22 protein-coding genes, 3 tRNA genes and 1 riboswitch are annotated in these 26,489 nt (G+C 54.5%); of the genes, 14 read left to right on the forward strand and 11 right to left on the reverse strand.

The genetic code is table 11. The annotated features are described in order from the left end of the window. Positions 1–253: 253 nt before the first annotated feature. From AC16KF_RS10835 to AC16KF_RS10860, 6 genes are all read right to left on the reverse strand, one after another. Positions 254–955 carry a hypothetical protein gene (locus AC16KF_RS10835; RefSeq protein WP_484037330.1) on the reverse strand — a complete coding sequence of 234 codons (702 nt, stop codon included), beginning with the start codon at positions 953–955 and terminating at the stop codon, positions 254–256. A 107-nt stretch (positions 956–1,062) separates the two neighbouring features. Continuing rightward, positions 1,063–2,460 carry an extracellular solute-binding protein gene (locus AC16KF_RS10840; RefSeq protein WP_484037331.1) on the reverse strand — a complete coding sequence of 466 codons (1,398 nt, stop codon included), beginning with the start codon at positions 2,458–2,460 and terminating at the stop codon, positions 1,063–1,065. A 185-nt stretch (positions 2,461–2,645) separates the two neighbouring features. Next, a complete protein-coding gene (locus AC16KF_RS10845; protein ID WP_484037332.1) occupies positions 2,646–3,878 on the reverse strand; it encodes a site-2 protease family protein in 1,233 nt (410 codons plus the stop codon). Between the two features lie 111 nt (positions 3,879–3,989). Then, positions 3,990–4,083, reverse strand: a tRNA-Sec gene (locus AC16KF_RS10850). 55 nt (positions 4,084–4,138) lie between these two features. Continuing rightward, positions 4,139–4,492 carry a DUF4190 domain-containing protein gene (locus AC16KF_RS10855; RefSeq protein ID WP_484037333.1) on the reverse strand — a complete coding sequence of 118 codons (354 nt, stop codon included), beginning with the start codon at positions 4,490–4,492 and terminating at the stop codon, positions 4,139–4,141. A gap of 76 nt (positions 4,493–4,568) precedes the next feature. After that, positions 4,569–4,642, reverse strand: a tRNA-Pro gene (locus AC16KF_RS10860). Positions 4,643–4,944: 302 nt separating this feature from the next. Here AC16KF_RS10860 and AC16KF_RS10865 point away from each other — a divergent pair. The 7 genes from AC16KF_RS10865 (at position 4,945) to metK (ending at position 12,297) form a co-directional block, all read left to right on the forward strand. After that, complete coding sequence (locus tag AC16KF_RS10865) at positions 4,945–5,535, forward strand: bifunctional nuclease family protein (RefSeq protein WP_484037334.1); 591 nt, start codon at positions 4,945–4,947, stop codon at positions 5,533–5,535. Next, positions 5,532–6,902, forward strand: coding sequence for a replicative DNA helicase (dnaB, locus tag AC16KF_RS10870; RefSeq protein WP_484037335.1), 1,371 nt, complete (start codon positions 5,532–5,534; stop codon positions 6,900–6,902). The genes AC16KF_RS10865 and dnaB overlap by 4 nt, the downstream gene beginning before the upstream one ends. A 68-nt stretch (positions 6,903–6,970) precedes the next feature. Next, positions 6,971–7,627: a DnaD domain-containing protein gene (locus AC16KF_RS10875; RefSeq protein ID WP_484037336.1), complete on the forward strand. Its 657-nt coding sequence runs from the start codon at positions 6,971–6,973 to the stop codon at positions 7,625–7,627. Beyond that, complete coding sequence (locus AC16KF_RS10880; RefSeq protein ID WP_484037337.1) at positions 7,545–9,062, forward strand: ATP-binding protein; 1,518 nt, start codon at positions 7,545–7,547, stop codon at positions 9,060–9,062. Before AC16KF_RS10875 ends, AC16KF_RS10880 begins: the two co-directional genes overlap by 83 nt. 141 nt (positions 9,063–9,203) lie before the next feature. After that, positions 9,204–9,356, forward strand: a complete 153-nt coding sequence (locus tag AC16KF_RS10885; RefSeq protein WP_484037338.1) for a DUF433 domain-containing protein — start codon at positions 9,204–9,206, stop codon at positions 9,354–9,356. A gap of 587 nt (positions 9,357–9,943) precedes the next feature. Further along, on the forward strand, positions 9,944–10,798 hold the full coding sequence (locus AC16KF_RS10890; protein WP_484037339.1) for a class I SAM-dependent methyltransferase: 855 nt from the start codon (positions 9,944–9,946) through the stop codon (positions 10,796–10,798). Between the two features lie 88 nt (positions 10,799–10,886). Next, positions 10,887–11,010, forward strand: a riboswitch (SAM riboswitch). Positions 11,011–11,085: 75 nt separating this feature from the next. Further along, entirely contained in the window at positions 11,086–12,297 is a 1,212-nt protein-coding gene (metK, locus tag AC16KF_RS10895) for a methionine adenosyltransferase (protein ID WP_484037340.1), read from the forward strand. A 58-nt stretch (positions 12,298–12,355) separates the two neighbouring features. On the opposite strand, the gene AC16KF_RS10900 is transcribed toward metK, so the two are convergent. Together AC16KF_RS10900 and AC16KF_RS10905 are read right to left on the reverse strand one after the other, a co-directional pair. After that, positions 12,356–15,586 (reverse strand): DUF7402 domain-containing protein, encoded by a 3,231-nt coding sequence (locus AC16KF_RS10900; protein WP_484037341.1) that lies wholly within the window; start codon positions 15,584–15,586, stop codon positions 12,356–12,358. A gap of 281 nt (positions 15,587–15,867) precedes the next feature. Further along, complete coding sequence (locus AC16KF_RS10905) at positions 15,868–17,115, reverse strand: NAD(P)/FAD-dependent oxidoreductase (protein WP_484037342.1); 1,248 nt, start codon at positions 17,113–17,115, stop codon at positions 15,868–15,870. 297 nt (positions 17,116–17,412) lie between these two features. On the opposite strand from AC16KF_RS10905, the gene AC16KF_RS10910 reads away from it, so the two are divergent. The 3 genes from AC16KF_RS10910 to AC16KF_RS10920 are packed head-to-tail and all read left to right on the forward strand — an operon-like array spanning position 17,413 to position 19,148. Then, the gene (locus AC16KF_RS10910; RefSeq protein WP_484037343.1) at positions 17,413–18,648 is read left to right on the forward strand and encodes a DEAD/DEAH box helicase; all 1,236 of its coding nucleotides are present in this window, start codon (positions 17,413–17,415) and stop codon (positions 18,646–18,648) included. Positions 18,649–18,660: 12 nt separating this feature from the next. Beyond that, positions 18,661–18,930 carry a CopG family antitoxin gene (locus AC16KF_RS10915; protein WP_484037344.1) on the forward strand — a complete coding sequence of 90 codons (270 nt, stop codon included), beginning with the start codon at positions 18,661–18,663 and terminating at the stop codon, positions 18,928–18,930. Beyond that, positions 18,927–19,148, forward strand: coding sequence for a hypothetical protein (locus AC16KF_RS10920; protein WP_484037345.1), 222 nt, complete (start codon positions 18,927–18,929; stop codon positions 19,146–19,148). Before AC16KF_RS10915 ends, AC16KF_RS10920 begins: the two co-directional genes overlap by 4 nt. Before the next feature lie 79 nt (positions 19,149–19,227). Here the strand turns inward: AC16KF_RS10920 and AC16KF_RS10925 are convergent, their stop codons facing one another. The 3 genes from AC16KF_RS10925 to AC16KF_RS10935 all read right to left on the reverse strand — a co-directional run bounded on the left by AC16KF_RS10925 (position 19,228) and on the right by AC16KF_RS10935 (position 21,135). Continuing rightward, positions 19,228–19,440, reverse strand: a complete 213-nt coding sequence (locus tag AC16KF_RS10925) for a cold-shock protein (RefSeq protein WP_484037346.1) — start codon at positions 19,438–19,440, stop codon at positions 19,228–19,230. 290 nt (positions 19,441–19,730) lie between these two features. Then, complete coding sequence (locus tag AC16KF_RS10930) at positions 19,731–20,252, reverse strand: hypothetical protein (protein ID WP_484037347.1); 522 nt, start codon at positions 20,250–20,252, stop codon at positions 19,731–19,733. Between the two features lie 283 nt (positions 20,253–20,535). Continuing rightward, on the reverse strand, positions 20,536–21,135 hold the full coding sequence (locus tag AC16KF_RS10935; protein WP_484037348.1) for a hypothetical protein: 600 nt from the start codon (positions 21,133–21,135) through the stop codon (positions 20,536–20,538). 480 nt (positions 21,136–21,615) lie between these two features. Here AC16KF_RS10935 and AC16KF_RS10940 point away from each other — a divergent pair. The 4 genes from AC16KF_RS10940 (at position 21,616) to malQ (ending at position 26,350) form a co-directional block, all read left to right on the forward strand. Then, positions 21,616–21,687, forward strand: a tRNA-His gene (locus AC16KF_RS10940). Between the two features lie 358 nt (positions 21,688–22,045). Further along, positions 22,046–23,575 (forward strand): glycogen synthase, encoded by a 1,530-nt coding sequence (locus AC16KF_RS10945; RefSeq protein ID WP_484037349.1) that lies wholly within the window; start codon positions 22,046–22,048, stop codon positions 23,573–23,575. Continuing rightward, complete coding sequence (glgC, locus tag AC16KF_RS10950) at positions 23,572–24,834, forward strand: glucose-1-phosphate adenylyltransferase (protein WP_484037350.1); 1,263 nt, start codon at positions 23,572–23,574, stop codon at positions 24,832–24,834. Before AC16KF_RS10945 ends, glgC begins: the two co-directional genes overlap by 4 nt. After that, positions 24,824–26,350 (forward strand): 4-alpha-glucanotransferase, encoded by a 1,527-nt coding sequence (gene malQ / locus AC16KF_RS10955; RefSeq protein WP_484037351.1) that lies wholly within the window; start codon positions 24,824–24,826, stop codon positions 26,348–26,350. The genes glgC and malQ overlap by 11 nt, the downstream gene beginning before the upstream one ends. The last annotated feature ends 139 nt before the right edge of the window (positions 26,351–26,489 follow it).

A 26,489-nucleotide genomic window follows, 5' to 3' on the forward strand; every position in this document is an offset into this window, starting at 1 on the left:
AATTGAAACCCCAATGCGCGCAATTCCTCTAGCAGAATTGATCGAGTCTGACAATTACACTTCCTTTTCGTGAATTCACCACTGATGTGCATGAACTTCATGAATCAATCTCCAATCTCCAGTCTCCAATCTCAAATTTCCAGTCTCTACTCCCAACTCTCAATTCTCCAATCCTCTAATTCTCCGCTCTTTCAGCCGCCAGTCTCAAATCTCTAATTACCACCCTTCGACAAGCTCAGGGCAGGCTTACCAATTACTCTCTGCTCCTCGGCTTCTCGGACTCCTCGATCAACTCTTGTGGAGTCGGCGCGCCGCAACTGGGACAAATATATTTTTCCTCAGAAGGCACATATCCGCGATTACAACTCGGACAATTGATCGAACGCGGTGCAACCGGCACTTCCACTTCTTTCACAACTTCTTTGGTCACTTCGCGTGTGCGTGTCCCACCGCCGCCTAAAACGACAACATTTCCAAGATTCGGCGCGTTCCATCCGCTCGAAGAAACCGAACTGGATTTCGATCCGCCTGACGACACCTTTGATTTCGATCCCGAAGACCGCGACGAGCCGCCGCCTTTCGACTCGCCCAACACGAAGAACAACACAGCGACGATCACCACCGCCGCCAACGTGAGGAACACAATGATCGCGGTTAATCGAATTGCGCGAGGGATGTTGTACAACTCATAGCCATAACTGAACAGGAACACGCCGCCGACATAAAATGGAAAGAGCAAGCCGATCAGAATCAGCCCTGTGCTTTGATCAAGCCGGGTTTCAATCCAGGTGAGATAAGCGACAAGGATGATCGTGCCTAACGCGCCCAACGCGACGAGTCCGCCGGGCACCATGATGTGCAATGGCTTGCCGGGCTTTGAATCATCGTGGTCGTATTCAACGACCTCATGCGTCTTCGCGGCAACCTGCCGCGCGCGATATTGTGATTGGGACATATTAACTCCTTCCGTCCTGAGCGGAGGACTGAGCGTTCGTTGCGAAGTCCGCAGACGAAGGACGCTTCGTCTGCGCTCGCCTAACGGCTCGCTCCGCTCAGCGCGACTTACTTCGACAACTCTTCCGCTGTCTGATCCATCTGAGTCAAAATGACAGGCACCTGCCCCTCTGTCAGATCGGGATGGCGGATGGTGTCAAACATATCACGGAAACCATCTTCCAACATGACTCGTACGAGCCGCCATGATGAAAGTTGCGGTGTCACTTCGCCGCTTGATAGATACGTCACTGCTTCTGCCCACTGGGGATGATCGGCTGAATAATCGGCGAGCAGGTCCACCGTCGAGGAACGAAGCGGGAAAAGTCCCGTGCTTCTCACCCAGTCCGCTTGAGTCTCCGAGGAAAGCATCCAGCGGATGAACAGCCACGAGGCGAGTTGAGTCGCGTCGTCCGAATTGAACACGATGAACGACGAGCCGTAGACGACGAGCGCGTCGCGATCGGCGCCGGGGAATGGGAGGGCGATCCATTCGTCGGTGTTGCTCGCGGCAGAAAACGCGCGGGAGAGATTCGGAAATTCTTCGAGGCTCGCGGTGACGAACAATGCCTGCCGCGCCGCGAAACGATCATACACAGAGAGATCGGGCGACGCGACCCACGCGCAACTTTTTTGTTGCAGTGATTTCAAATATTTGAACGCGTCAATGTTGCCGGGCGCGAGGAAACGATAACCATCTGCCTCTTGCGCGCCGCCGTTGAAGGCGAACATCCACGAAAGCGCGTTGTGCGCGTCCGCGTCGATCAACCAGCCGCCGAGCGAATCGTTGGCGGTATCGGAATCTTTCGTGAGCGCGATGTGCGCCGCGCAGGCTTGCGCCTCAAACTCGGAAGAATTTTGAGGCGGCGAGTCAAACCCAAGTTGGCGCGCCCAAGTTGAATTGTAGAGAATGAAGCGCGCTGTCCGTTGCGCGGGCGCGCCGAATCGTTTGCCGTCCACTTCATCCTGCCGCCAGATCACGTTCGCAAAATCCGACATGTCGAGCGCGCTCATCCCAAACTCGACATCGTGCGCATACGGATTCAGATCAAGCACATCGTCGCCCCACGCGAGCGCGTGCTCGGGCAACGCGATCACAATTTGCGGATTGCTGGACTCCTCCAGCGCGGCGGAGGTCTGCGAAAAAATTTCGTTGTAATTATCTTTTGATTCCGCGTTGACGACGATGCCCCACTCATTCGTCGAATTAAATTTTTCGACTTGCGACTCGAACAGACTCGCCTCCGCGCCGAACCATGGATGCCAGACGTTGACCTGCTTCCCGCGCAACGCTTCTTTCTCGACGCCAAGCTGGCTCGCGGCAGGCGTCGGCGTTTTCACGTCTTCAATATTTGGCGTCGCGCTCGGACGAGGCGTTTGCGTAGTTGAGTCGGTTGAGGTCGGTGCGCAGGCGGAAATAATGAAAATGAATAACAAAAATACGGTGAGGAATTTTCTGATTGGCATTGAAACTCGCATAAATTAGATTATAGCGTCAACGACCCCGAAGGGGTCGCATGATTATAGATGACGATATGAAAATTTCAAATCCCGAAGGGATGACATACATTGGTCGCTATGTCATCCCTTCGGGATTTCGTGTCATTTCATCTTCATCTAGAATCCTACCATCCCTTCGGGATTGGGAGTCATCAATACGCCATCATCGGGATCGGGGTGAAGAGCAAAACAAAAACGATGAGCATCACAAATCCCAACACGCGGCGGCGGGAGTCGAGTTCGGTGATGTCGTCAAGCGGCTGTGCGCGGACGTTGCCCAGCCAGTACAAGATGAACACCCACAGAAGCCAACTGAAGTTGAACGATTCGAGCGAAAGAGTCAGCAGGGATGGGAGAATGCTCAACGCGATCAACGTTCCGATGGCGAAGGGAAAAATCTTCCGCGCTTTATCGCCGAACAAGCCGTACGCCACGTGACCGCCATCGAGCGTCCCAACTGGGATGAGATTCAACGCGGTGACGAGCAGTCCCGCCCAGCCAGCGAGCGCGACCGAATGAAGTTGCACGTCCATGCCGCCGAAGGGAATGGGCGAACCTGAGAAAAAATATTGAAGCCAATACACGGCTTGCGACAATCCGCCGGTGCTGACGGGCGCGGGCAACAATTGACCGAACACCATGAACTTAGAAAACAGGTAAAAGATCGAATTCCCTTCGAGGAAACCAGACATACCTTCAGGCGCATGTTGAATTGGACCCAAATTCGAAAGCGACAATCCGATGAACAGAACGGGAAGCGCGACGATGAGACCCGCGATCGGTCCCGCCACGCCCACATCAAACAGCACACGTTTGTTCTTCGGGATGCCGCGCATGGCGATAAACGCGCCAAACGTCCCCAACGGGCTGATCATCGGCGCGGGCAAAAAATACGGCAACGTGGCAGGGACTTTATAAATGCGACAAGCAATGTAATGTCCCATTTCATGGGCGAACAAAATACCCATCATGCTCAGCGCGAAGGGCCAGCCCGAAAGAATATTGAGGAGCAGATACATGAAGGGAAACGATCCGTCCGCTGGCACGGCGCTTGGGGGAATTTCAACCCCCGTGAGCAACATGCTGATGATCGTGAGAATAAAAAGGATGATGTTGATGTGTACCCGCGTATTCGTCCGCGGCGTTGGGAGGCTTTGCACAAGAAAAATGACTTGCCTGCCGTCTTCGCCTTTTCTGAACAACGGGGTGAGGTTGAAGCCGCGAACCGCGTCGGCGAGTTGATCGTACGCGGCGACAGTGTCTTCGCCGAGCAGGTGTCCGCGATAACGGACGATCCACTCGCGCGGGTCGCCCGCGGTCACATCGTCAACGCGGAAGATTTTTGAAACGTGGGAGGTGAGAATTTCGATTTCGGGGAGGGACATGTGTTTCCTTGTTGGCATCATGTCACTCTGAGGGAGCGATAGCGACCGAAGAGTCTTGCTGGTCGTGTTGGAGATCCTTCGCTTCGCTCAGGATGACATGGGTAGTCTAGGCGAGAGTGGATGGGAGTCGAACCCACCGCGGCACGCAACGCGTCCCACCACAGGTTTTGAAGACCAGGAAGCCCACCGGGACCTAACCACTCCCAAGCGCAAGGATAATCGAAGCAAGAAGGCTTTGCAAGGAAGTTTATCAGTGAGCGTTAAGGTCTAGCTTGCTCAATCATTTGTTGAACGGTTTGAGAAATATACGGGAAGAGCAACACGCCCGCCGTAACAAAACATAACATGGCAAGCAAGGTAACACCGCCTGCCCAGACTGCGAATAACGCGAGCGCGCGTCCGTTTGTGCCGTCGGTGCGGGTTTCGCGGAGGGCGATGAATCCGAGGATCAGCGCGGCGAGGGAAAGGACAAAGCCCGGCGGGTAACAGATCAGCGCGGTGAGTGGGACGGGCAAGAAGCCCGCGCACAACGCGAGGACGGCGAGAATGGATAACACAAATCCGAGCAGGGCTTTGCGGTTGAAGGAGGAGATGGGGATGAATTCGGGAGTCATGTTTTTATCAAAAAGACCTCACAGGTCTCTCTAAATAGATACGACGGCAGTTCAACTGCCGTCGTATCGGATTCAGTCGGGGCGACAGGATTTGAACCTGCGACCCCTTGCACCCCATGCAAGTGCGCTACCGGGCTGCGCCACGCCCCGAATGATTCGTTGCGGATGTGACATAACGACCCTGGCGCTCTCAGCGCCATGCGCTTACCGATACGTCATTCTCCGATCAACTAGGGAAAAGTCCCCGGTGACAGGGCGGGATTATAGCCCCGTTTCATCATTCTTGCAACAAAATAATTTTTCCGTCATTGCTTCGTCGGCTGCTCTTCGTCTGCGCTCGTTGTCACTCGCTCCGCTCAGAGCGAGCCTTCTCGCAATGACGGGGGTGTTGTAACTGCAATGACATCCATCATTGAATGGTGTACAATAGAAAAACTCGTTTGGAGTTTCCCATGGCAAACATGATCGAAGTGCAAATAGACAGCGTCCGCGTTCACTTGATGACGCCCAACCGCTTGGTTGTGCTGAAACAAGTTAACGAAGATCGCTATTTACCCATCTGGGTCGGCGTGTATGAAGCGGAGGCGATCACGGTCGCGTTACAGGAAGTGGAAGTGAGCCGTCCGCTTACGCATGACCTGCTCAAGAATGTGTTCAACGCATTCAACGCGCGCATCACGCGCATCGAGATCGTCAAGCTGGAGAACGATACTTATTACGGCGCGATCATCGCGGATGTGAACGGTAAAGAAGTGCGGATCGACTCGCGCTCGTCGGACGCGATCGCGTTGTCGGTGCGGGCGCACGTGCCGATCCTCGTCCACGCGAGCGTGATGGACGTGGCGAGCATCGTCCCTGAGCAGGATATGCCCGAAGGGGAGATTCCGCCGCAGAAAAGCGAACCAGCTCCCCTGTCGAAAGAAGGAGCCGAGCGTTTATCCGTCTTCGAAAATTTTTTGGATAAACTCAACTTCGATAAACCCGATGAAAATAAATCCGAGGACGACTCTTCCGATAAACCGAAAAAGCCAAAGAAAAAATGAACGACTTCCTGCCCAATGAAACTGCCCCCGCCGCATCAACGGTAGTGCCGCATAGCCGCGAAGCCGAAGAAGCCGTCGTTGGGGCGGTGTTCATTAACCCTGAGGTGTATTACGATGTCGCGCAGTTTTTGAGCGCGGACGATTTTTACATCCACCGTCACAAGTGGATCTGGGAATCGTTCACGAGCCTGCACGAACAACGCATCCCCATCGACCTGCTGACTGTTTCGAACGAACTCGACAAGCGCGGTCAACTCGGCGAACTCGGCGGACCCGCGTACCTCACCGCGTTGGTGAATCAAGTGCCGTCGTCGCTCAACGCGGAATCGTACGGGCACATTGTGGAGGGACATTCGATCCGTCGCAAGATGATCGACGCGGCGAACAAGATCGCTTCGATTGCGTACAACGAGAAGACGAACGTTGACGATGTGATGGATGAGGCGGAGAAGGCGGTCTTCAACGTCAGCGAGCGGCGGCTCAAACACGACCTTCAGCCGATCTCCAATGTGTTGAGCGAGTATTATGACCGAATTGATACGCTCGCCAAACGCCCCGATAAAATTGTCGGTGTGCCGACGGGATTCATTGACCTCGACAAAATGCTCACGGGTTTACAACCATCGGACCTGTTGATTATCGCGGGCCGACCTGGCCAGGGTAAAACGGGCTTTCTTCTTTCCATCGCAAAGAACGCGGGGTTGACACACAAAAAGCATGTGGCTATTTTTTCATTGGAAATGTCCAACGAACAAGTTGTGCAGAGATTGATCGCGCAAGAGACGGGAATCGACTCGCAACGTCTGCGGACGGGAAAGTTGCAAGAGAACGAGTGGCCCCTGTTCACACACTCGATTGAAGTGTTCGGCGATACGCACATTTATCTCGACGACACGCCCGCGATCACGCCTTTGCAATTAAGAACAAAATGCAGAAGACTTCACCTTGAGTTTGGTCTCGACCTCATCATCATTGATTACCTCCAACTCATGGGCGGCGACACGCGCACCGATAACCGCGTGCAGGAAGTTTCATACATCTCGCGCAATCTCAAAGTGCTGGCGCGCGAGTTGAATGTACCCGTCCTTGCGGCGGCGCAGCTGAGTCGCGCGGTGGAGCAACGCTCGGATAAACGTCCTGTGCTATCGGATTTGAGAGAATCGGGATCTTTAGAGCAGGACGCCGACATCGTGATGTTCATCTATCGTCCCGACCAGTACGAGAAAGATACGGTGAAGCAAAACGTGGCTGAGATCATTGTGGCGAAGCATCGTAATGGTCCCGTTGGGAGCGTGGAGCTGGTCTTCCGCGGCGCGTTGGCGAAATTCGAGAATGCGGCGACGAGGGTGTTTAAACCTAACGAATGATACGAGTTACGGGATACGCAGTACGGAGTACGAAGTATTGCGTACTGCGTATTGCGTAGATGAAGGTTATGAAGACTTTCCGTGGATTTACCGACTCCGAGACATTCATTTCTCTGCCTGATAAGTTCTTTCACGAGTTGTTGAAAGAGATTGACGATGCGGCGGAGTTGAAAGTGACGCTGTATTTTCTCTGGCGCGCGGAGCATATGGACAGTCCGTTTCGGGCGTTGACGAAGATGGATTTCGATGTGAAGGAGTTGGGGCTGGGGGCGGAGGAGATCAAGCGCGGGCTGGAGAAAGCCGTCAAACGCGGGAGCCTGCTGACGGTCGAAAGAGAAGCGGTGGTTTACTTCCTGTTGAATTCTCCGAGGGGACGGGCGGGAATCCAAGCGATAGAAAGTGGAAAGTGGAATCCATCCAGTGTTGTTTCTGCGCCGCCGATGGAGCGACCGAATGTGTTTCGGTTGTACGAGGAGAATATCGGTCCGCTGACGCCGATGATCGCGGACGCGTTGAAAGATGCGGAAGGGACGTATCATGCGGAGTGGATCGCCGAGGCGATCGAGCTCGCGGTGAAAAATAACAAACGCAATTGGAAATATTGCGAAGCGATTTTGAAACGATGGAAAGATGAAGGCAGGCATGGAAAAACGAATCAACGGGACGCTCGACAAGGTTCTGAGCGCTACACAAAAAGCGAGTTCGCCGAATATCTCGATGGATAACGTCGCGCCGTTGCTCGGTAAGCCCGATTGCCCATACTGCGGAGGCGTGGGCTTCTTGCGCGTGGACGTGCCAGTGGGACACGAAAAATTCGGTCGGCTTGAACCGTGCGTGTGCCGCGCGAATGAGATCGCGGACAACGCGCGCCAGCGTTTGTACGAGATGAGCAATCTCGAACGGCTGAGTCATCTCACGTTTGCGAATTTCAACTCGTCGGGCAACCCCAAAGCGGAATTTGTCTCGCCGCAGGAAGTGGCGAGTCTGCGCGACGCGCTCGACGCTTCGGAACATTTTGCAAAAACATTGAGCGGATGGTTGTTGCTCGAAGGCTCGTACGGATGCGGCAAGACGCATCTCGCCGCGGCGATTGCAAATGAATGCGTGCAACGCGGCGTGCCGACGTTGTTTATCACTGTCCCCGATCTGCTCGATTCACTTCGCTTCGCGTATGCCGACCCCGAAACAACTTTTGAGGAACGCTTTGAAACCATCCGCACCGCAGACTTGCTCGTGATGGATGATTTCGGCACACAGAACGCAACCCCATGGGCGCAGGAAAAACTATTCCAGATCATCAACGCGCGGTACATCAACAAACTCCCGACGGTCATCACGACGAATTTGATTCTGGATGAAGTCGAGAGCCGCATCCGTTCGCGTTTGCAGGATGCGGAGTTCGTGAAATACATCCGCATCACCGCGCCCGACTTCCGCCGTCCCACCGAGACAAGCAACCCTGGCATCTCGATGCTGTCGCTTTCGCACATCAAGGACTTGTCATTTGGCAATTTTGAAACACGCGACGATGAGGTCGGCAAGGAAATTGTCACGACGATCACGAAGGAGCGACAAGATCGTTACGGACGTCCCGTCAAAGACAAAGAGATCGTGCGCGAGAAAGTCACCGCGCAACACATCAAGCGCTTGCACGAGGCGCTGGATGCGGCTGTCCATTTTGCGGAGGGTCCCAACGGCTGGCTGGTGATCCTCGGCGGATCGCACTCAGGCAAGACGCATCTCGCCGCGGCGGTTGGGAATTATCGCCTGCTCCTCGGCGGACAAGCGATCCTTGCGGAAGTATCGACTCTGTTGGATTATCTCAAAGCCACCTTTCGCCCCAACTCGGACGTGACGTTTGATCGCCGTTCCTACGAAATCCGCACCACACCCCTGCTCATGCTCGACGACCTGAAAGAAAGCGGAATCAGTTCCGTGTGGGCAGAGGATAAACTGCACCAGATTTTGAATCACCGCTACTACGCCAACCTGCCGACGGTGATCACGTCCACGCTTGACCCCGAGTCGTTTGCGAAGAGTTACCCGAGTTTGTGGAATAAGTTGCTGGATACGGGCAAGTGTCAGATCTGCGTGATTGATATGCCGCCGTATCGGAGAGTCGGCAAGACGAAGAAGGCGGCGAAGAAAACGTCTAAATGATTAGCCGAAAGGCAGTTCAATTTCACCTACTCCATCGCCAAAATAAGACTCTGCTGTTTGCGATATACTGAAATTTGGAGATTAAAACCATGACCCAATTCAATCGCATCACATTCGATCCGTTAGTGATGGGCGGGCGCCTTGGTCGTTAATCTCGTCGCTAACGGGATGAATGCCGCCGAGATCGTGAAGGATTATCCCTATCTCGAGGAGGAAGACGTTCGTCAGGCTCTGCAATACGCGGCGTGGCTCGCAGACGAATCGATTCAAATACTGGAACCGTCTGCCGCATGAGGTTTCGGCGGGTCGCGTAGCATCCTGCCTCAGTTCATGAAAGTCCGCTCAAGCGGACTCATTACGCCAGCCCCGAAGGGGCTTCCACATGCTGAGCCTTGGATTGAGCTTGTCGAAATCAGGTAGCTTTAGCCCCGCTCGTTGAAAATCGCTGAGCAGTTACTACATCTATCTGTAACTCAACAAAAAACAACCTCCACGCGGAGGTTGTTTTATTTCCAAAAATCATCAACCCAGTTGAAAACTCTCCTCAACGAGGCTTATGAGAATCTGCATAGGCACATCTGGAATAATCTTCCGCGTCTTGATATAAAGCGGCGGGAAATCAACTCTGTTGAGGAGAACTACTGAATGTTACCTACCTACTTACTGTCCCTGCGCGAAGGATTCGAAAGAGCGATCTACCATCTATCCGCAACGATTGATCGCCATGGAAAGGTTATAATGACGAGGAAGAGAAATTAAGCAAAGATACCCCGGCTCAAAGGCAAAAGCCGAAGGCTGGTAAACGAGAGATAGAAACGATCCTACAATTCAATATCCGAGATCAAGCAAAGTAAAGTAACGTATTTATCCATGGAGGTTAGATGACAACGCCTACACCGACAATCTCAGAGATTCGTCAATATCTAACGGGTTTTTCTCAAGAAGGCGGCGAAAACTGGCAGGAGGAGAATCAGCGGTATTTAGACGCCCACGCGCATCGTTTTCACGAATCCCTGCGCTTTATACCGTCTGGAAATCAGGGCGAGAGGCTGTTAGAACTGGGGGCGGCGCCTTATTTCACCACCTTGTTGCTGAAAAAGTATTTTCCGTACTCGTTGTCCCTGTCAAATGCGGTTATTCCCGGAGAACCGTCTGAAAGTTCGATCAAACTCACAAAGCCCGCCATCGGCGAGGAGCATGTGTTTAAGTATCAGACCTTCAACGTCGAACTGGACCGTTACCCATACCCCGACCATAGTTTCGATACCGTGTTGTGCTGGGAAATCATCGAGCACCTGGCGCTTGACCCTACGCATATGCTGATGGAAATCCATCGCGTGCTCAAGCCCGGCGGCAAGTTATTGATCACGACCCCCAACGTGCTTGTATTGCGCAATATCCTTGCCCTGCTTAAAAACAGGCAAAATATCTATCATCCCTACTCGGGTTATGGCGTGTACGGCCGCCACAACCGGGAATGGACGCTGGATGAATTGACCCAGATATTAACCGGTTGCGGCTATTCGATACGCGCCGCGGAAATTGTCGATACGTATGCTCATCGCGGATACTCGAAGATGCTAAAATGGTTCTTTCCATCCCTTCGCGATATGCTTGTGGTTCTCGCGCAGGCAGAAAACAACGCGCCACCATACTACCCGGAGAACCTCTATACCTCCCTGCCTAAAAATTACTTGAGTGAGAACCCGATACCCAGCCACTTGCAAGACTCTTGATCCTCATCCGTTGGGAGCGGCAATAAAATTGACTCAACCCCTCTCCATGTGGTACACTGCCGCCACAATTCAATAGCCCTGCAAGGCGCTCTTATCCAGAGAGGCGGAGGGAACGGCCCGACGATGCCTCGACAACCTATCAACAATGTTCTCATTAGACTACCGTTGAAAAGGTGCCAATTCCTACAGACGGATGTTCTGGGAGATGAGAGGGTTTCAAACCAAAAACTGATTTGCCCTTTCTGCTCGTCTGAAAGGGCAAATTTTTTTAAAGGAGTTAGAACGAAATGAGCAACACTTTTATGACCTCCCCCAAACTGATGTTCACGTCTGAATCAGTGACGGAGGGACACCCCGACAAAATGTGCGATCAGATCTCGGACGCGGTGCTGGACGCCTGCCTTGAGCAGGACCCCCGCTCGCGCGTGGCGTGTGAGACCGCCACCAAGACCGGCTTCGTGATGCTGTTGGGCGAGATTACCACCAACGCGAGTTTCAATTACGACGCGCTCGTCCGCAAGGTGGTGAACGAGATCGGCTACGACTCGAGCGAAAAAGGATTCGACGGCAACACCTGCGGCGTGCAGGTTGCCATTGCCAAACAATCCGGCGACATCGCCATGGGCGTGGATAAAGCCCTCGAAGCCAAAGCCGGCGAAATGACCGAAGCCGAAGTGGAAGCGGTCGGCGCAGGCGACCAAGGCATGATGTTCGGTTTCGCGTGCAACGAAACGCCCACCCTCATGCCCCTCCCCATCTACCTCGCGCACAAGTTGACCCGTAGACAAAGCGAACTCCGCAGAGATGGGAGCATCCCCTGGCTGAGACCCGATGCGAAGAGTCAGGTTACGATCGAATACTCGCAAGGCAAGCCCGTCCGCGTCGATACGGTTCTCATCTCCACACAACACGCGCCGGATGTTTCGCAAAACGAAATCACCGAGATCGTCACCGATCAGATCATCATGCCTGCGCTTCCCGAAAACATGGTGGACAAACATGTGAAGGTGTACGTCAACCCAACCGGGCGATTCGTGGTCGGCGGTCCGATGGGCGATGCGGGCGTCACCGGTCGCAAGATCATCGTAGATACCTACGGCGGCATGGGACGTCACGGCGGCGGCGCGTTCAGCGGCAAAGATCCCACAAAGGTGGATCGCTCCGCGGCATATGCGGCTCGCTACGTGGCGAAGAACATCGTCGCCGCGGGACTCGCGGATCGAGTCGAAGTGCAAGTTGCCTACGCGATTGGAGTCGCGCGTCCGCTTTCGGTGAACGTCGAAACCTTCGGCACCGCGAAGATTGCGGATGAAAAGATCGCCTCCCTTGTGGATGAGTATTTTGACCTCCGCCCCGGCGCGATCATCCGTGATTTGGGCTTGCGCGCGCCGATCTACCGCAAAACCGCCGCCTACGGTCACTTCGGTCGCGACGATATCGAATTCCCATGGGAACGGACCGACAAAGCCAGCGCGCTGAAACAAGCCGCGGGTCTATAATGAAAATCAAAAAACGGACAGCCGCTCGGCTGTCCGTTTTTTGATTCGTATGACGTTGCTACGGTGTGGCTGTTTCCGTCGGGCTTGGAACGATGATGGTCGGCGTCAGAGTTGGTTCAGGCAATGCTCCATTCGGCGCCGCAAGACCGAGGTGGATGGCTTCGTAATCGAGGAACGCGTCTCCATTCGCATTGTTAGATTTCAAGAGGATGCGGATCTCGCCACTGGATGAAATGTAGCGCGAAATGAACGGCAGTGCCATCAACTGCTTGCGCCACTCCACCGAACTATCCACGTTGGTGGCGCCGATCGTGAGCCATTTCTTAGATCTCCAATCGTACAGCGCAATGGTCCAAACCTGCGTCGAAGGTCCCGGCGATTTATAGTTGAGTTCCAGCGCCATGCCGGTCACCAGCGAGCGGTTTAAATCTGCCGGGATAAAGAATGACTGGTACCCGTCGTACACGCTAGACGGCGTCTGGAAGGCGACATACGCCTGAGGATTGTTATCCGCTCCCTTTTGGTCGAACAGGCTCAAACTGGCGAGCGAACCGGTGACCGATCCTTTGCTCGTTGTCCATGCGGTTGGGAAGATCGTGCGAACCAGCGGCGAACCGGGAATGGAGGTGTTCGTCGGCAATGGGCTGACCTGCGTAAGCGTATTGGTTGGCACAAACACCGGCGTATTCGTATTCACTGGCGGGTTTGTTACTCCGACCACCGGCGTGTTCGTGTTCACCGGCGGATTCGTCACTCCGATCACCGGCGTGTTCGTGATGGTCGGCAAACTCGTCGCCGGCGGCAATGGCGTGTTCGTGACCGTCGCGCTGGGGAGCGCGATACTCGTGGATGTTGCCGTATTCGATACAACAGTTGTCGGCGTGGATGTGAATGTGCTGGTCACCGGCACAGACGGCGTGTTGGTAGATGTTGACACAAACGTGGGAGTAACGTTCGGGCCCGCCGTTGCGGTTGGTCCGCCTGTGCCATTTGCCGCCTCAGCCCGGGCGATGACTTCGATCTCACCAAGGGCGGCGGCATTGCCACTCACCGAATTGAACTGAACGCGCACGACGCGAGTAAACACTTCAGGGAAGTCCACATTCGTGCCTGTGTCGGTCAACGGACCCGAGTTTTTATTGGCAACTTCAACAGTGCCTGCCGCGTCGCTATACAAACGGACGGTCGCATCCAACACCTTGTTCGATGAGTCGAAACTGGCAGGGTTATACAAACGCACCGTGCGCACAGTGACTGGAACAGGGAAGGTCAACGTCACCCATTGCGCGCTGGGGTTGCCGCCGCCACTCGACCAATAACGCGGGGTGGCGCCGTTGGGGATGCTCATTTTCACGCGACGGTCATTGATGCCGCTGGGCGAACCACTGCCTGTCGAAGAAACCGACACGGTCGCGCCGGTGGCGAGGTTGGTCCACTTGGCGGCTTCCGCATTAGGCACATCGATCATGGTATGCCCGGCATGACAACCGACACACGCAGTCACTGCGCCGGGGCGACCATAGTTTTCGCCCGCTACGTGCGCCGCGCCAGGGGATTCGAAGTAGAACTTGTTATTTCCAACCAGCGGAACTTCATAGCCCGGCTGAGCGGAACGGATCTGCTCGAACAGCGGCACATTGGCTGGGCTTTGCGCCGTCACAGAACCGTCCGGGTTAATCTGCACCTCCTCAAGCAGGATGGGCCAGTCGAAGGCTTCGATGGAGCCGGTCTGTTGCGAACGCTGGTGATCGATGAAAAAGCGGATGGTGTTCGCCGAACCCACAGGCATGGCGTTGAGAATATTCACATCCACCGGCGCATTGAAGTACACGTTCAACGCCTGGAAGGTAAACGTCCCATCGGTGTTGTAAGGACCTTGCGCCAGCGGAGGCAGTTGGCTGGGGTTTTGGGTGATCTTGTCGGCGATCACCGGCGCGGAACGAGGGCGGATCGCGCGCGCGCGGAGTTCGGTGGTGCCAACGTTATCGTACAGTTTGGTCAAGCCACTGCCATCGGCATTGATGATGTATAAGCCGTAATCCTGTGTCGCATCTTGCGCCCACGAGATGATCACGCGACCATCGGGCAAGACATCCGGTTCACCGGCGTAATTGCCCACGTACACGCCGTACGAGTTGGGGTTCGTCTTCACAAACTGTTGAACGCTTTCATCGCGAGTAGTAATGCCGATGATGTGTGAATAGCCATTGGGTCCGCGCTGGTAGCGTCGGATTCCGCCAAAGCCTGCGGCTTCCGTTCCGTTCGCCATCGGGAAGAAGGTGGTGTAAATGGAACCGTCCGGCGCGATCGACCCGCCGTACGCATGGTTAATGTTGCTTCCGTTGAACGTCGTGTTGGATTGCCCGGCAAACTGTTCGAGATCGGTGCCATCGGGGTTGATGGAGGCAAGGAACCAGGAATTGCGTTCCATGTTGAACTTGCCGCCCGGCTCGAAACAGCGCGCGCCGGAACTGTTGAGGGCGCACAAGCCGTCTTTCATAATATATCCGCCGCGCGGGTCTGGGATGGTGCCCATATCGTTGGTAGCGACATGATGGTTGCGCCACCAGCGCGAAAAAACGATCTTCCCGGTCAACGGGTCGACGAGCGGACGATCCGCGCCGTTACGTTCGGATGTGATGCGGTGCAGGTTGGATCCATCGCCGTTGACAACATACAGGTTGCTGGTGCGCGCCGCGCCATACATGCCGAACGAGGGCCAGCGCGTGGACGAAAACGCAACGCGCCCATCCGGAAGCCAGGCGGGATCTGTATCGTCGTAGCGAGAGAGGGATGAAGCCACCCCGCCAAACTGCGACATGTTCAGGTTTTGATCTGCAAAGGTGAGTTGCCTTAGCCCGGTGCCGTCCACATTGATCACGTAAAGCCGCCAGGCGCCCGGGTTATTCATCGGATTTGACGAATAGGAACCGTTTGCCAAGCCGGCGAACACGATCTTTGTTCCATCGAACGAAACGTCCGGCGCGTTAACGTCGATCAGGTTCATCGACGCGGCGGTTGGGGCGGCGCCATCGATCAAAGTGCGCGTGGCGCCGCTCGCTTCACGGACGATCAACTTGCCCGGGGCGGCAACTTGAAAGCGGCTATATGGCATTACGCCCGGCATTGAGCCGCCGGCGGGGTAGTACACGCTTCCGTTCGTCGGGATCTTGCGCGAGACGAACACGATCGCGTAACTGAGCGATTGCTCGCTGGCGCTGGCTTGCGCTGGCGCCACTGCTCCAAACCCTGTGGAGAGAAGCATGAGAAGGAGTAAGCCGACATTCATGACTTTCCTTGCAATCTTTGTCGAAATAGTAAACATGGGACCTCCAGGAAATGAATTGCCACACGAGTGGGCAAACCCTTTTCGATCAGGGTGTGCCTAAAGGTTACATGCCAACCACTTGTATTGAAAGTTTCGCTAAGCAAAAGTTACAAACATTTTTGTAAGAGTCGTCTGAACGAAAGTACTGGGCAGACCAGAGTACCGGCGCGCCTCGTTTGAACTGCCTAACAAACATGCAAAGTGGAAAAATCGCTCCGATTCCCCAGAAGCAAATGCGTGTTTTAAAACCTTTCCGCCGACAGCGGAGTCAAACCCAATTGCGACGCCTCTCCCCGCGCCAGCTGTGAAACCAGTTTGCCGGTGATCGGTCCCAGCGACATACCCAGCATGGCGTGACCAGCCGCGACGATCACATTTTCAAGCTTCTTCACGCGCGAGACGATCGGCAAGCCATCGGGCGTGCACGGGCGAAGACCGCGCCAAATCTCGATGACCCTCGCCTCCGCCAAACCAGGCAGGTAGTCCGACGAGGCGTTTCGCATTGCCGCCACCCGCCGGGGATTGAGCGAAAAATCCATGCCAGCCAGCTCAAGCGTCCCGGCGATGCGAAGCGCGTGACCAAGGGGGTTGATCACCACACGCGCCTCCGAAAACAATAGGGGCAGGCGCGGCGTCACCGGCGGATTTTCCACCGTAACGCTGTATCCCTTGGCAGGCTGAATCGGGATACGCAACTTCAACGCCCGCGCCACCTGTGGCGACCACGAACCGCTCGCAAGGATGATCTGCTCCGCAGTGAACTCGCCGCGCGTGGTGTGAACTTTCGTCACCCGCCCGCCTTGGGATTCAAACTCAAGCGCCTCTGTCTTTGTGTGGAGTTGGGCTCCCAACTCTTGAGCCTTTTCCGCCAACCCGACGACAAAGCGCCGCGGGTCGATACGCCCATCGCGCGGGTAATACACGCCGCCCGCGATCGACGGCAACAGCGCAGGCTCGAGTTCGAGCGCTTCATCACGGTTCACCATGCTGACGGGAATCTTGAACTCTTCGAAGAGGCGTGTCTCACGCCGTTCTTTTTCGAGCGCTTGTTTTGTAAGACATACCAGCAATGAGCCTTTGCCCTCGAAGCCAAAATCAAAGCCAGCCGTTTGCGACAGTTCTTCATACAGAGCGCGGCTGGCAAACAACAGATCGCGCAAGACCGGCAGAGATTTCAACATCTGCCCTTCGCGGCTCGCCCACACAAAACGCGCTAACCAGCGGATTAACTCAGCATCCATGCGCGGCTTGATGTAAAACGGACTTTCAGAGTCGAACAGCCAGCGCAACCCATCGCCCAACGCGCCAGGTGACGCGAGCGGCACGGCATGACTGGGCGCGATCAACCCGCCGTTGCCATACGAACATCCCGAAGCGATCTCGTCCTTTTCGATGAGCGTCACCCGCGCGCCTTGTTTTGCCAGAAAATAGGCTGAGCACACGCCGACTACTCCCCCGCCGATGATGAGAATTTCTGCGTTGGACTTCATGAAGTTATTATAGCAAACCGCTCATCGGTGTGGAATCGGAGGGAAGGGTAGAGTTATCACATGTGGTTTTGTTGTCCGCTAAAAGTTACCTTTACTCCGTGTGTTCCGTGATATCCGCGCGCAAAAGAGCATGGCTCCAGACTTAAGAAACGCTTGCTTAGGCTACTCAACCAGCGAGGGTTGGATGTGGTGTATAATCTCCGCATCAATAATCTACATCAGCAGTCCACCGCTGTTTTCGACTGAGGGATACTCACTCTTTACACGTGCAAGGCTTCTGAAGAACAGGAAACCATTTTGAACTTCACACAATTTAATTTAGATTCCCGCCTCATGCAGGGAATCAAAGTCGCGGGGTATGAAACTGCCACACCGATCCAAGAGGCGGCGATTCCCGCCGCATTGCGCGGACGCGACATCATTGGCACCGCGCAGACGGGAACGGGCAAAACCGCTGCGTTCGTCCTCCCCATTCTCAACAAACTGCTGGATGGACAACGAGGAATGCCGCGCGCGCTCATCGTCACGCCGACGCGCGAACTCGCCGAGCAGATCAATCAGGTCGTGCGCGCGCTGTCGGCGGGGACGGGGCTGAGGAGCGCGACCATCTACGGGGGCGTCGGAGCCGACCGTCAGATCAAGGCATTGCGTCAGGGTGTGGAAATCCTGGTGGCTACGCCGGGGCGTCTGCTCGACCTCATCGGGCAACGCCATGCGAAAATGAATCGCATCGAAATTTTGGTGCTCGATGAAGCCGACCGTATGTTCGACATGGGCTTTCTACCCGATGTGCGCCGCATCATCAAAGCCGTGCCTGAACAGCGGCAAACGATGCTGTTCTCCGCGACCTTCCCCGCCGAAGTGGAACAACTCGCGGCGCAATCGCTCGTTGAGCCGCAAAAAATTGCGATGGGTATCAGCAAGCCCGCGGTCACGGTGAGTCATGCGTTATATCCCGTGCCGCAACATTTGAAAACGGGGTTGTTATTGCGCCTGCTCAAACAAACCGATTCGGATTCGATTCTCGTTTTCGTGCGCACGAAACATCGCGCCGACAAGGTGGCGAAACAGATCGCGCACGCGGGTTATCGCGTCACGAGTCTGCATGGCAACCGCACGCAGGGACAACGCGAGCGCGCGCTTCACGGTTTCAAAACGGGACACTTCCACATCATGGTCGCCACCGACATCGCGGCGCGCGGTCTCGACATTGACAGCATCACGCACGTCATCAACTACGACATGCCCGACACCGCCGACGCCTACATCCATCGCATCGGACGCACGGGGCGCGCGCAACGCACAGGCGACGCGTTCACTCTGGTCACCGATGAAGACAAGGATATGATCCGCGCTCTCGAACGCATCATGGGGCATCCATTGGAGAAAAAGACTCTGCCCGACTTCGACTACTCGCCTCCCGCCCCGCCTCGGTCTGGTCACCAGCGCCGTGAAGGGACTCGCCCCCCACGCCCCGCCCCCACGCCGACGAGGTTCTCGAAGAATCGACTCGCGCCGAGGCGAAGATCGTAATCGGCGAATAGTATGACAAACAAAAAGAAAATTGACCCCATTCCCGAGGAATTCGGCAGTTACGAAGAAGCCGCCGAATTCTGGGACAAACACGATACAACAAAGTACCTGCAAAATTCGCGCCCTGTAAAAGTCATCAGCGAATTTCGTGAGCGTCGCTACGAAATTGCCATTGATGAAAACGTCGCTCAGGTGCTTCGGAAAGCGGCAAGGAAAAAGGGCGTTACACCCAGCCGCCTTGCAAACGACTTGCTACGTCAACGACTTGCCACAAGAGCATGACAAACTCCATTCCGAACACAGCTGACGATAACATGCTGGAAGAATATAATTTCAGCAAGGGTATTCGGGGTAAATACGTTGACCGCTTCAAGGAGGGGAGCAACCTCGTCGTCCTTTCGCCCGATGTGGCTGAGGTATTCACAGATTCCGAATCCGTGAATGAAGCTCTGCGAACGCTTATTAAAATTACGCGTGAAAGTAAAAAGATACCTGCGTAACAACGAACCCGTCTCAATGAGAGGCGGGTTTTGAATCAAAAACAGCCCCGCGAAATCGCGGGGCTGTTCTCTTGTCAAACTAGCTCACTGTGGTGACGTTGCTAGCCTGCGGACCCTTCGGTCCCTGTTCCACGGTGAATTCGACTTTCTGGCCTTCCGTCAGATTCTTGAACCCATCGCCTTGAATGACGGAGAAATGGACGAACACGTCCTTGCGGCCTTCGCGCTCGATGAAGCCGAAGCCTTTTGTTCCGTTGAACCACTTGACCGTTCCGATAATTCTGTCAGACATTGTATTTGCCTCCTTTGGCAAAAGTAAAGATGTAGGCGTCCTGTTCGTTCCATCGGAGGTAAAACAAAACTGAAGTCGGTCTGATCTCCGTAACGCGACATTCATGTCGCTCTTGCGCAAGAACAACCTGAAAGACGAGATAAATCTCGCCTTACAGCTTTACCGCGTAAGGTGAGTTACTAACCCGAGATCACGTATTATAAGGAAACAAAACGGGACGAAGGTTTTGCCTTCGTCCCGTTTGAGTCCAACGTGTATTGAAGTGAATATCTCTGCATTTCCAAATCTGGCTAATCTTCCACTGGGGCGCAAAAAGTTCCAGTAATCGTCCAGGTTTGGCCATCTTTTTCTGCCGTATCATCAAAGTATCCCGATTCCTCTAATGCCTCCCACTGCTCAACCATCATTCCGCCGTTCTGCCAAAATTTCCCGTACACATAGGAGTTCCAGGAATACCAGAATACCTCACCCTCGCCGCATCCTGCCGCGGGCGCGTCAGCTACAACGGGCGCTTTCGGCTGAGGCACGTGAACCATGATTACCTGCCCCGCCACACGCAACACCCCATCTAGACCGGCATACTTGCCTGGAACGCGGCAAACCACCTTGCCCGTTTCAGCATCCTTGAGAACGCACTCCACAGGGATAGACGTTCCACTGGAAGTCATGTGGGCATTCTTCAATTGCTGTGGGGTGACCCCGGGTATATAAAAAACCACGCGCGAACCAGCCGCGCTGGCTGAGCCAACATTCACCCCCAAGGCTGTCGCAAATACCGCCAAAACCATTACGTATGCAAACCATTTCTTCATTGTTTTACCATCTCCTTTTTATATAGATTGATAACGATGCCATATTCTTGCATATCTTTTTTTAAATGGCAATGGCTATAACCGACAGCCGCGCAAAGCCACAAATAAAATGCAAAGCGTAAAGTTGTAACCTTTTTTAGCGTGTCGAACACGGAACGCCCGGCCGATTAAATGATCACGCCCCGGAAGTTCCGGGGCGTGTTTTGATTCGTCCGGCGGTTACTTATCCGCTTCCGCTTTCACAAGGACAGCGCGCGCCACCACGCGCTTGCGATCCTTAGGATTATGCGACTACCGTAGGAACCAAGGCAAAGTAAATAACCAACCCTGCGATCAGAGCCGCCAATCCCAATAGAGAGAAGAACCCGCGCATCTTACTTTCCGCATGAAGCAGGGACGCCCATGCGGTCAGGGCAAGCCCAAGCGCCATGATCAACATAACAAGTTGAAGCTGGTCGCCGCGTTCGTCCCATTGAGAGCCAATCTCGAAGTTATAGTCTGAGTCATCCCAGTAGGCGATGGCGTCGGCATACAACTCATCGGAATATTGTTCATCCATTGGGTATTCGTCGCCGTTGCGCGCTATCGCATCGAACAGGCTTTGCGAAAAGTTCCCTTCATAATACTCGGCGGCTTCGGGGTTGTTGCCGCTGTTGATATACCAATTATCGTAGTTGCCCTCGTCTTGAATCCAATTCTGATTCGCGCTGAGATATTCAGCATTCCCGTCGTTGAGCGCCTGCATCCCCTTGATCTCGTACTTGTTTTGCTCAGAATCCGCCATGGCGCCCTGATAACTCGAAAAGGCGGTCAGCGCGCTCAACAACGCGATCATGGCGCCTAGAAAAACTTCATTACGCAAAAAACCAAATAAATTCTTCATGTTCCTACTCCTTGAATATGTAGCGATTTGTTTACGAGCGGGATTATATTCAATTAGAGAAATAGTCTGACTTTCAAAATTGTCGGCAGATCGCCGGATATTGAAACGCGTAATTCACTCATTCGCGCCTTTCGCGTTACAACATTCCCCACTTTGCCAAAGCCATGCGCGCCCCGGAAGGAACGGTGAAACAAACGTATAAAAAACCATCCTTGCCACAGAGCGCGCAGAGAACCTCTGAGAAAAACCTATAAAAAATCTCTGTGGACTCGGTGTTCTCCCCTGGCGCCGCCCGCCAGGGCAGGTGTGTGGCTGAGGTTCTTTTTCAGCCTTCAAGAAACACTCTGAGGCCGCAGAGATAAAATCTCAAATTCTCTATGATCTCTGTGGCTTTGGCTTTACACACCCAAATAGCCACTCCCCCAGAAAACAACCTTGTTTGTCGAATTATCAGGTGATATAATCCCGCCGCTTCACATGGAGCCTGTAGCTCAACGGCAGAGCGCTACACTGTGGCTGTAGATGTTGTGGGTTCGAAACCCATCAGGCTCCCAGTACATAGACTTCCGAAGTCTCGAAGATTTCGGAAGTCTGCTTTTAATCCTGCGAACTGATTACTTTACAGAATGCTTTGGGACGCAGACCCTTGCACCGCCCCCAAGGGCAGGTGAAAACGCTGATTCGCCGATTCGAAAGAAAGAAATCTGCGTTTTCCGCGCGAATCAGCGTCCCGAGTTTGAAAGTCAGGACTTACACAGTTGGCGGGCAGTTGTACTGCCGCCGCCGCAGTGCAACTACGGCGCAACAGGTTTAACTGCGTAAGTCCTAAAGTGTAAGGTTATCTACCCGGCGCGTATTTTTTCTCCAAGCCCAAACTCCGCGTCTTTTAAAAACGAGTACAATAGCCCACATGCCCCAAACAATCAACGTTCTATTTCTTGCGGCAGAAGCGGAACCTTTTGTCAAAGTTGGGGGGCTGGGTGATGTGGCAGGCACATTGCCGCGCGAATTGCGCGCAATTTCAGGGGAGGAGATCAAGATCGATATACGGCTTGTGTTGCCGTTGCACCCGGTGATCAAAACGGAAGCCCTGAAACCCCTGGCGATCTATTCCCTACCGAGAGGCAGTTCCGAGGTCCAGGTAGAGGCGTTTGAAGGAACGCTGGGCGGACTCCCGGTATATTTCATCAACGGCGACCCGATCAAGGCTAGCGGCTCGGTATATTCATCCAATAACAAGTTAGACGCTGAAAAGTATGTTTTTTTCTCTTTAGCCGCATTGGAGTTGCCCCACCAAATCGACTGGATGCCGAGCATCCTGCATTGCAACGACTGGCATACCGCCCTTGCGGCTTATGGCAACCTGGTCAAACGCTGGGAGGATAAAAAGAACCGCGTCGCTTCGGTGATCTCGATCCATAACCTGCCTTTCCTCGGTCCAGACATTCGGGAACTCCTCGAGGACTATGGTTTGCCGCTTGCCAAAACCGACCTGCCAGACTGGGCGCGCACGCTGCCTATGCCGCTCGGCTTATGGGCGGCAGATGCGATCATCGCTGTTTCGCCCACGTACGCCGACGAAATCCTGCACGAGGAGTTTGGCTCCGGTTTACAGGACTTCTTCAAGAATCGCGCCGATACGCTAAGCGGCATCCTCAATGGATTGGATGTCGTTTCGTTCGACCCTCAAACTGATTCAGCCCTTTCGGCGCCTTTCAACGCCGAGACGCTCCCCCTTCGTTCCGCAAATAAACTTGCCCTCCAGCGCCGGGTTGGCTTGCCCGAATTGCCAGATACCCCCCTGCTTGGAATGGTCACGCGCATGGACATGCAAAAAGGCGTGGATATTGCCCTCAAAGGCTTGCGCATGTTGAAGAAGCAAAACTGGCAATTCGTTTTGCTCGGCGCGGGCGACCCTAAACTCGAGACGGCGGCTAAAAAAATACAAGAGGAATTGCCGGATCGCGCGCGCGTGGAAACCCGCTACGACGCCAACCTCGCCCGCCAGATCTACGCCGGGGCAGACCTGTTCCTCATGCCTTCGCGCTACGAACCGTGCGGCACCTCGCAAATGATCGCCATGCGCTACGGATGCGCGCCGCTCGTGCGCGCCGTAGGCGGACTGCACGATACGGTCACCGACGGCGAAACCGGGTTCGTATTTGTGGATATAAAAGTCAAATCGTTCAACGAGGCGGTACGACGCGCATTACAGCTCTTTCCAGATCGACCCCGCTGGGCGGCTCTGCAAAAAGCGGGCATGGCAAAAGATTTCAGCTGGCGCGCCTCGGCGGAACAATATGTCGAAGCGTATAAAAAATTGATCGCCGAATCAGCCGCCCCGGCGCGTGAAGCGTATCCGGCTTCGGCAGAGAAACCGCGCAGGCAAATCCGTGAAAGGCAAGCCACAACTCCAGTAGTCCATGGCGAGGCAGAATGAAAACACGAGCAATCATTTTAGCGGGCGGCGAAGGTTCGCGGCTGGGCGCCCTCACCGTCAAACGGACAAAACCCGCCGTCCCCTTCGCGGGCAAATATCGCATCATTGATTTTGCATTATCAAACTGCGTCAATTCGGGAATCTTCGACTTGATGGTATTGGCGCAATACCGCCCACAATCCCTGGTCGAACACATCGGCGTTGGCGCGCCCTGGGATTTAAACCGCGACTTCACAGGCGGCATCAAAATCCTCACGCCGTACAAAGCCCGCAACGAATCGGATTGGTACGCCGGCACCGCCGACGCCGTGCAACAAAATTTCGGCTTCATCAAACAAGGCTCGCCAGACCTGGTGTTGATCCTCTCGGGCGACCACATCTACACCATGGACTATGAGCCAATGATCTCGTTCCACCTCGACCATGAGGCAGACCTGACCATGGGCGTGATCACCGTCCCCATCGAAGAAGCGTCGCGGTTTGGCATCCTTGCCACAGACGACAAATATCGCGTCACCTCATTTGTCGAGAAACCGCCACAGCCGCCATCGAACCTTGCGAACATGGGCGTGTATTTGTTCAAACGCGAAGTGCTCGATAAAGCCCTCTGGGAAGACCGCCAGCGAAAAGGATCGTCGCACGACTTCGGCAAGGATATCTTGCCGCGCTTGATCAAATCAAAAACTCGCGTCTTTGCTTATCCATACAGCGGTTACTGGATGGATGTGGGAACGCTGGCGTCGTATTGGCAGGCGCACATGGATTTGCTCGCGCCTTCGCCCCGCTTGAAACTGTACAATCGAAGTTGGATCATCCACACCCGCACCGCCGAACGCCCGCCGGCGCGCTTCCCCGCCAAAAGCTATGTGTATGCCAGCATGATCTGTGACGGCTGTTTCATTGAAGAAGGCGCGATCGTGGAGAGCAGTGTGCTATCGCCGGGCGTCATCGTTCGGTCTGGCGCGGTGGTGCGCGAATCGATCGTATTGACCGACGCGGAAATCAGACCCGGCGCGGTTGTGGAACGATCCGTGCTCGACAAACAAGCGCGCGTGGAAGAACACGCCCGCGTAGGCTGGGGCGTAACCGATCAAAACATCCGCATCGCATTGGTGGGCAAGAATAGCGTTGTGCCGTCAGGCTATGTGATCGAGCCCGAAGCCGAGATCGGCACCGACGTGATTCAAAGCGACTATCCCGATTCAACCATTCGCGCGGGTCAGGTCATTCAAACGAAAAGACAGCCAAATGAAATTTGACCGCGCGGGCGGAATCCTCATACATCCCACAAGTTTTCCAAGCCCATACGGCATCGGCGATCTCGGTCCGCAAGCCTATCGCTTTGTAGATTGGCTGGCGTCGTCACAATGCAAACTTTGGCAAATCCTTCCGCTCGGTCCAACGGGATATGGCGATTCGCCTTACCAATGTTTTTCCGCGTTCGCGGGCAACCCCTATTTGATCAGCCCCGATGTTTTGATTCAAGATGGACTTCTGACTCAGGATGACCTACGCGACGTGCCAGCCTTTCCCGCCTCTCGCGCGGACTTCGGCCTGCTCATCCCGTGGAAACTGACTCTACTCCTCAAGGCTTTCTCCCGCTTCCCTGCCGCGACAAAAGACCTCCGCGACGGCTTCGATTATTACTGCGCGCAAAACGCTTCATGGCTCAATGATTACGCCCTCTTCATGGCGTTGAAAGATTCGCACGGCGGCAAAGCATGGAACACGTGGGAAAAGCCGCTTCGGATGCGGGAGCAATCCGCGTTGGACAAAGCCCGTAAAGAATTATCCAACGACATCCATCGCCATTCTTTCTATCAATATTTATTTTCGCGCCAATGGGAAAATCTGCGAAAGTATGCCAACGAAAAGGGATTGAAAATCATCGGCGACATGCCGATCTTTGTCGCCTACGACAGCGCGGACGTATGGTCGCACCCCGAATTATTTTTTCTCGATGAAACGGGCAACCCAACCGTCGTCGCGGGCGTTCCGCCCGACCTGTTCTCACCCACCGGTCAACTGTGGGGCAATCCGCTGTATCGCTGGGATATTCACAAAGAATCAGGGTACGCATGGTGGCTCGAGCGGATCAAGTTCGCGTTGAAGACGATTGACATCTTGCGGCTCGATCACTTCCGTGGCTTTGCGGGGTATTATGAAATTCCCGCCAGCGATAAGACTGCCGAACACGGGCATTGGGTTCCGGGACCCGGCTCCGATTTCTTCCGCGCGGTCGACTCAAAACTCAGCGATGGCGCATCCACCGCCGAAATCACACTTCCCATCATCGCCGAGGATTTGGGGCTGATTACACCCGATGTCATCGCGCTCTTGGAAGAGTTTCAACTACCGGGGATGAAGGTTTTGCAGTTCGGCTTCTCCGATCCGAAGAATCCCTTCCTGCCTCACAACTATGTGGAAAATTGCGTTGCCTATACCGGCACTCACGATAACGATACGGCTAAAGGCTGGTTTGAATCAACGACCAGTGAAGAACGTGAGTTCGCGCTTCGGTATTTGAATATTCAGCCTTGCGAAGGTTCCAAACCTTCGCAAGGCTTTGCATGGGACTTGATCCGCGCGGTCTGGTCGTCTGTGGCGACAATCGCCATGACTCCCATGCAAGACGTGTTGAACCTGGGCGGCGAGGCGCGTATGAACTTCCCCTCCAAACTTGGCGGCAACTGGGAATGGCGAATGAGCGAGGGAGATTTGAGCGAGTCGCTGGCAAATAAGTTGCGTGAATTGAATTGGCTGTATTTGAGGTAACAAATAAAAAAGACCTGGGGCTGTCTAAAAAGGGGAGGACAGCCCCTCCTCAGTTGGGGAAAAGTTTAATACAATAGGGAGATGAACAACCGAAACCTCACCTTCAAGCCGTACGCAATGGAGCAGTTGAGTCTGCTGC

The organism is Candidatus Defluviilinea gracilis (genome assembly GCF_057138825.1).

Coding starts and splice junctions, on each gene's coding strand:
- AC16KF_RS10840 (WP_484037331.1), bottom strand. CDS start 2,460: ATGCCAATCAGAAAATTCCTCACCGTATTTTTGTTATTCATTTTCATT.
- AC16KF_RS10915 (WP_484037344.1), top strand. CDS start 18,661: ATGACAAACAAAAAGAAAATTGACCCCATTCCCGAGGAATTCGGCAGT.
- AC16KF_RS10865 (WP_484037334.1), top strand. CDS start 4,945: ATGGCAAACATGATCGAAGTGCAAATAGACAGCGTCCGCGTTCACTTG.
- AC16KF_RS10945 (WP_484037349.1), top strand. CDS start 22,046: ATGCCCCAAACAATCAACGTTCTATTTCTTGCGGCAGAAGCGGAACCT.
- glgC (WP_484037350.1), top strand. CDS start 23,572: ATGAAAACACGAGCAATCATTTTAGCGGGCGGCGAAGGTTCGCGGCTG.
- AC16KF_RS10875 (WP_484037336.1), top strand. CDS start 6,971: ATGAAGACTTTCCGTGGATTTACCGACTCCGAGACATTCATTTCTCTG.
- AC16KF_RS10925 (WP_484037346.1), bottom strand. CDS start 19,440: ATGTCTGACAGAATTATCGGAACGGTCAAGTGGTTCAACGGAACAAAA.
- AC16KF_RS10920 (WP_484037345.1), top strand. CDS start 18,927: ATGACAAACTCCATTCCGAACACAGCTGACGATAACATGCTGGAAGAA.
- AC16KF_RS10905 (WP_484037342.1), bottom strand. CDS start 17,115: ATGAAGTCCAACGCAGAAATTCTCATCATCGGCGGGGGAGTAGTCGGC.
- malQ (WP_484037351.1), top strand. CDS start 24,824: ATGAAATTTGACCGCGCGGGCGGAATCCTCATACATCCCACAAGTTTT.
- AC16KF_RS10930 (WP_484037347.1), bottom strand. CDS start 20,252: ATGAAGAAATGGTTTGCATACGTAATGGTTTTGGCGGTATTTGCGACA.
- AC16KF_RS10835 (WP_484037330.1), bottom strand. CDS start 955: ATGTCCCAATCACAATATCGCGCGCGGCAGGTTGCCGCGAAGACGCAT.
- AC16KF_RS10890 (WP_484037339.1), top strand. CDS start 9,944: ATGACAACGCCTACACCGACAATCTCAGAGATTCGTCAATATCTAACG.
- dnaB (WP_484037335.1), top strand. CDS start 5,532: ATGAACGACTTCCTGCCCAATGAAACTGCCCCCGCCGCATCAACGGTA.
- AC16KF_RS10855 (WP_484037333.1), bottom strand. CDS start 4,492: ATGACTCCCGAATTCATCCCCATCTCCTCCTTCAACCGCAAAGCCCTG.
- AC16KF_RS10935 (WP_484037348.1), bottom strand. CDS start 21,135: ATGAAGAATTTATTTGGTTTTTTGCGTAATGAAGTTTTTCTAGGCGCC.
- AC16KF_RS10880 (WP_484037337.1), top strand. CDS start 7,545: ATGGAAAAACGAATCAACGGGACGCTCGACAAGGTTCTGAGCGCTACA.
- AC16KF_RS10845 (WP_484037332.1), bottom strand. CDS start 3,878: ATGTCCCTCCCCGAAATCGAAATTCTCACCTCCCACGTTTCAAAAATC.
- AC16KF_RS10900 (WP_484037341.1), bottom strand. CDS start 15,586: ATGAATGTCGGCTTACTCCTTCTCATGCTTCTCTCCACAGGGTTTGGA.
- metK (WP_484037340.1), top strand. CDS start 11,086: ATGAGCAACACTTTTATGACCTCCCCCAAACTGATGTTCACGTCTGAA.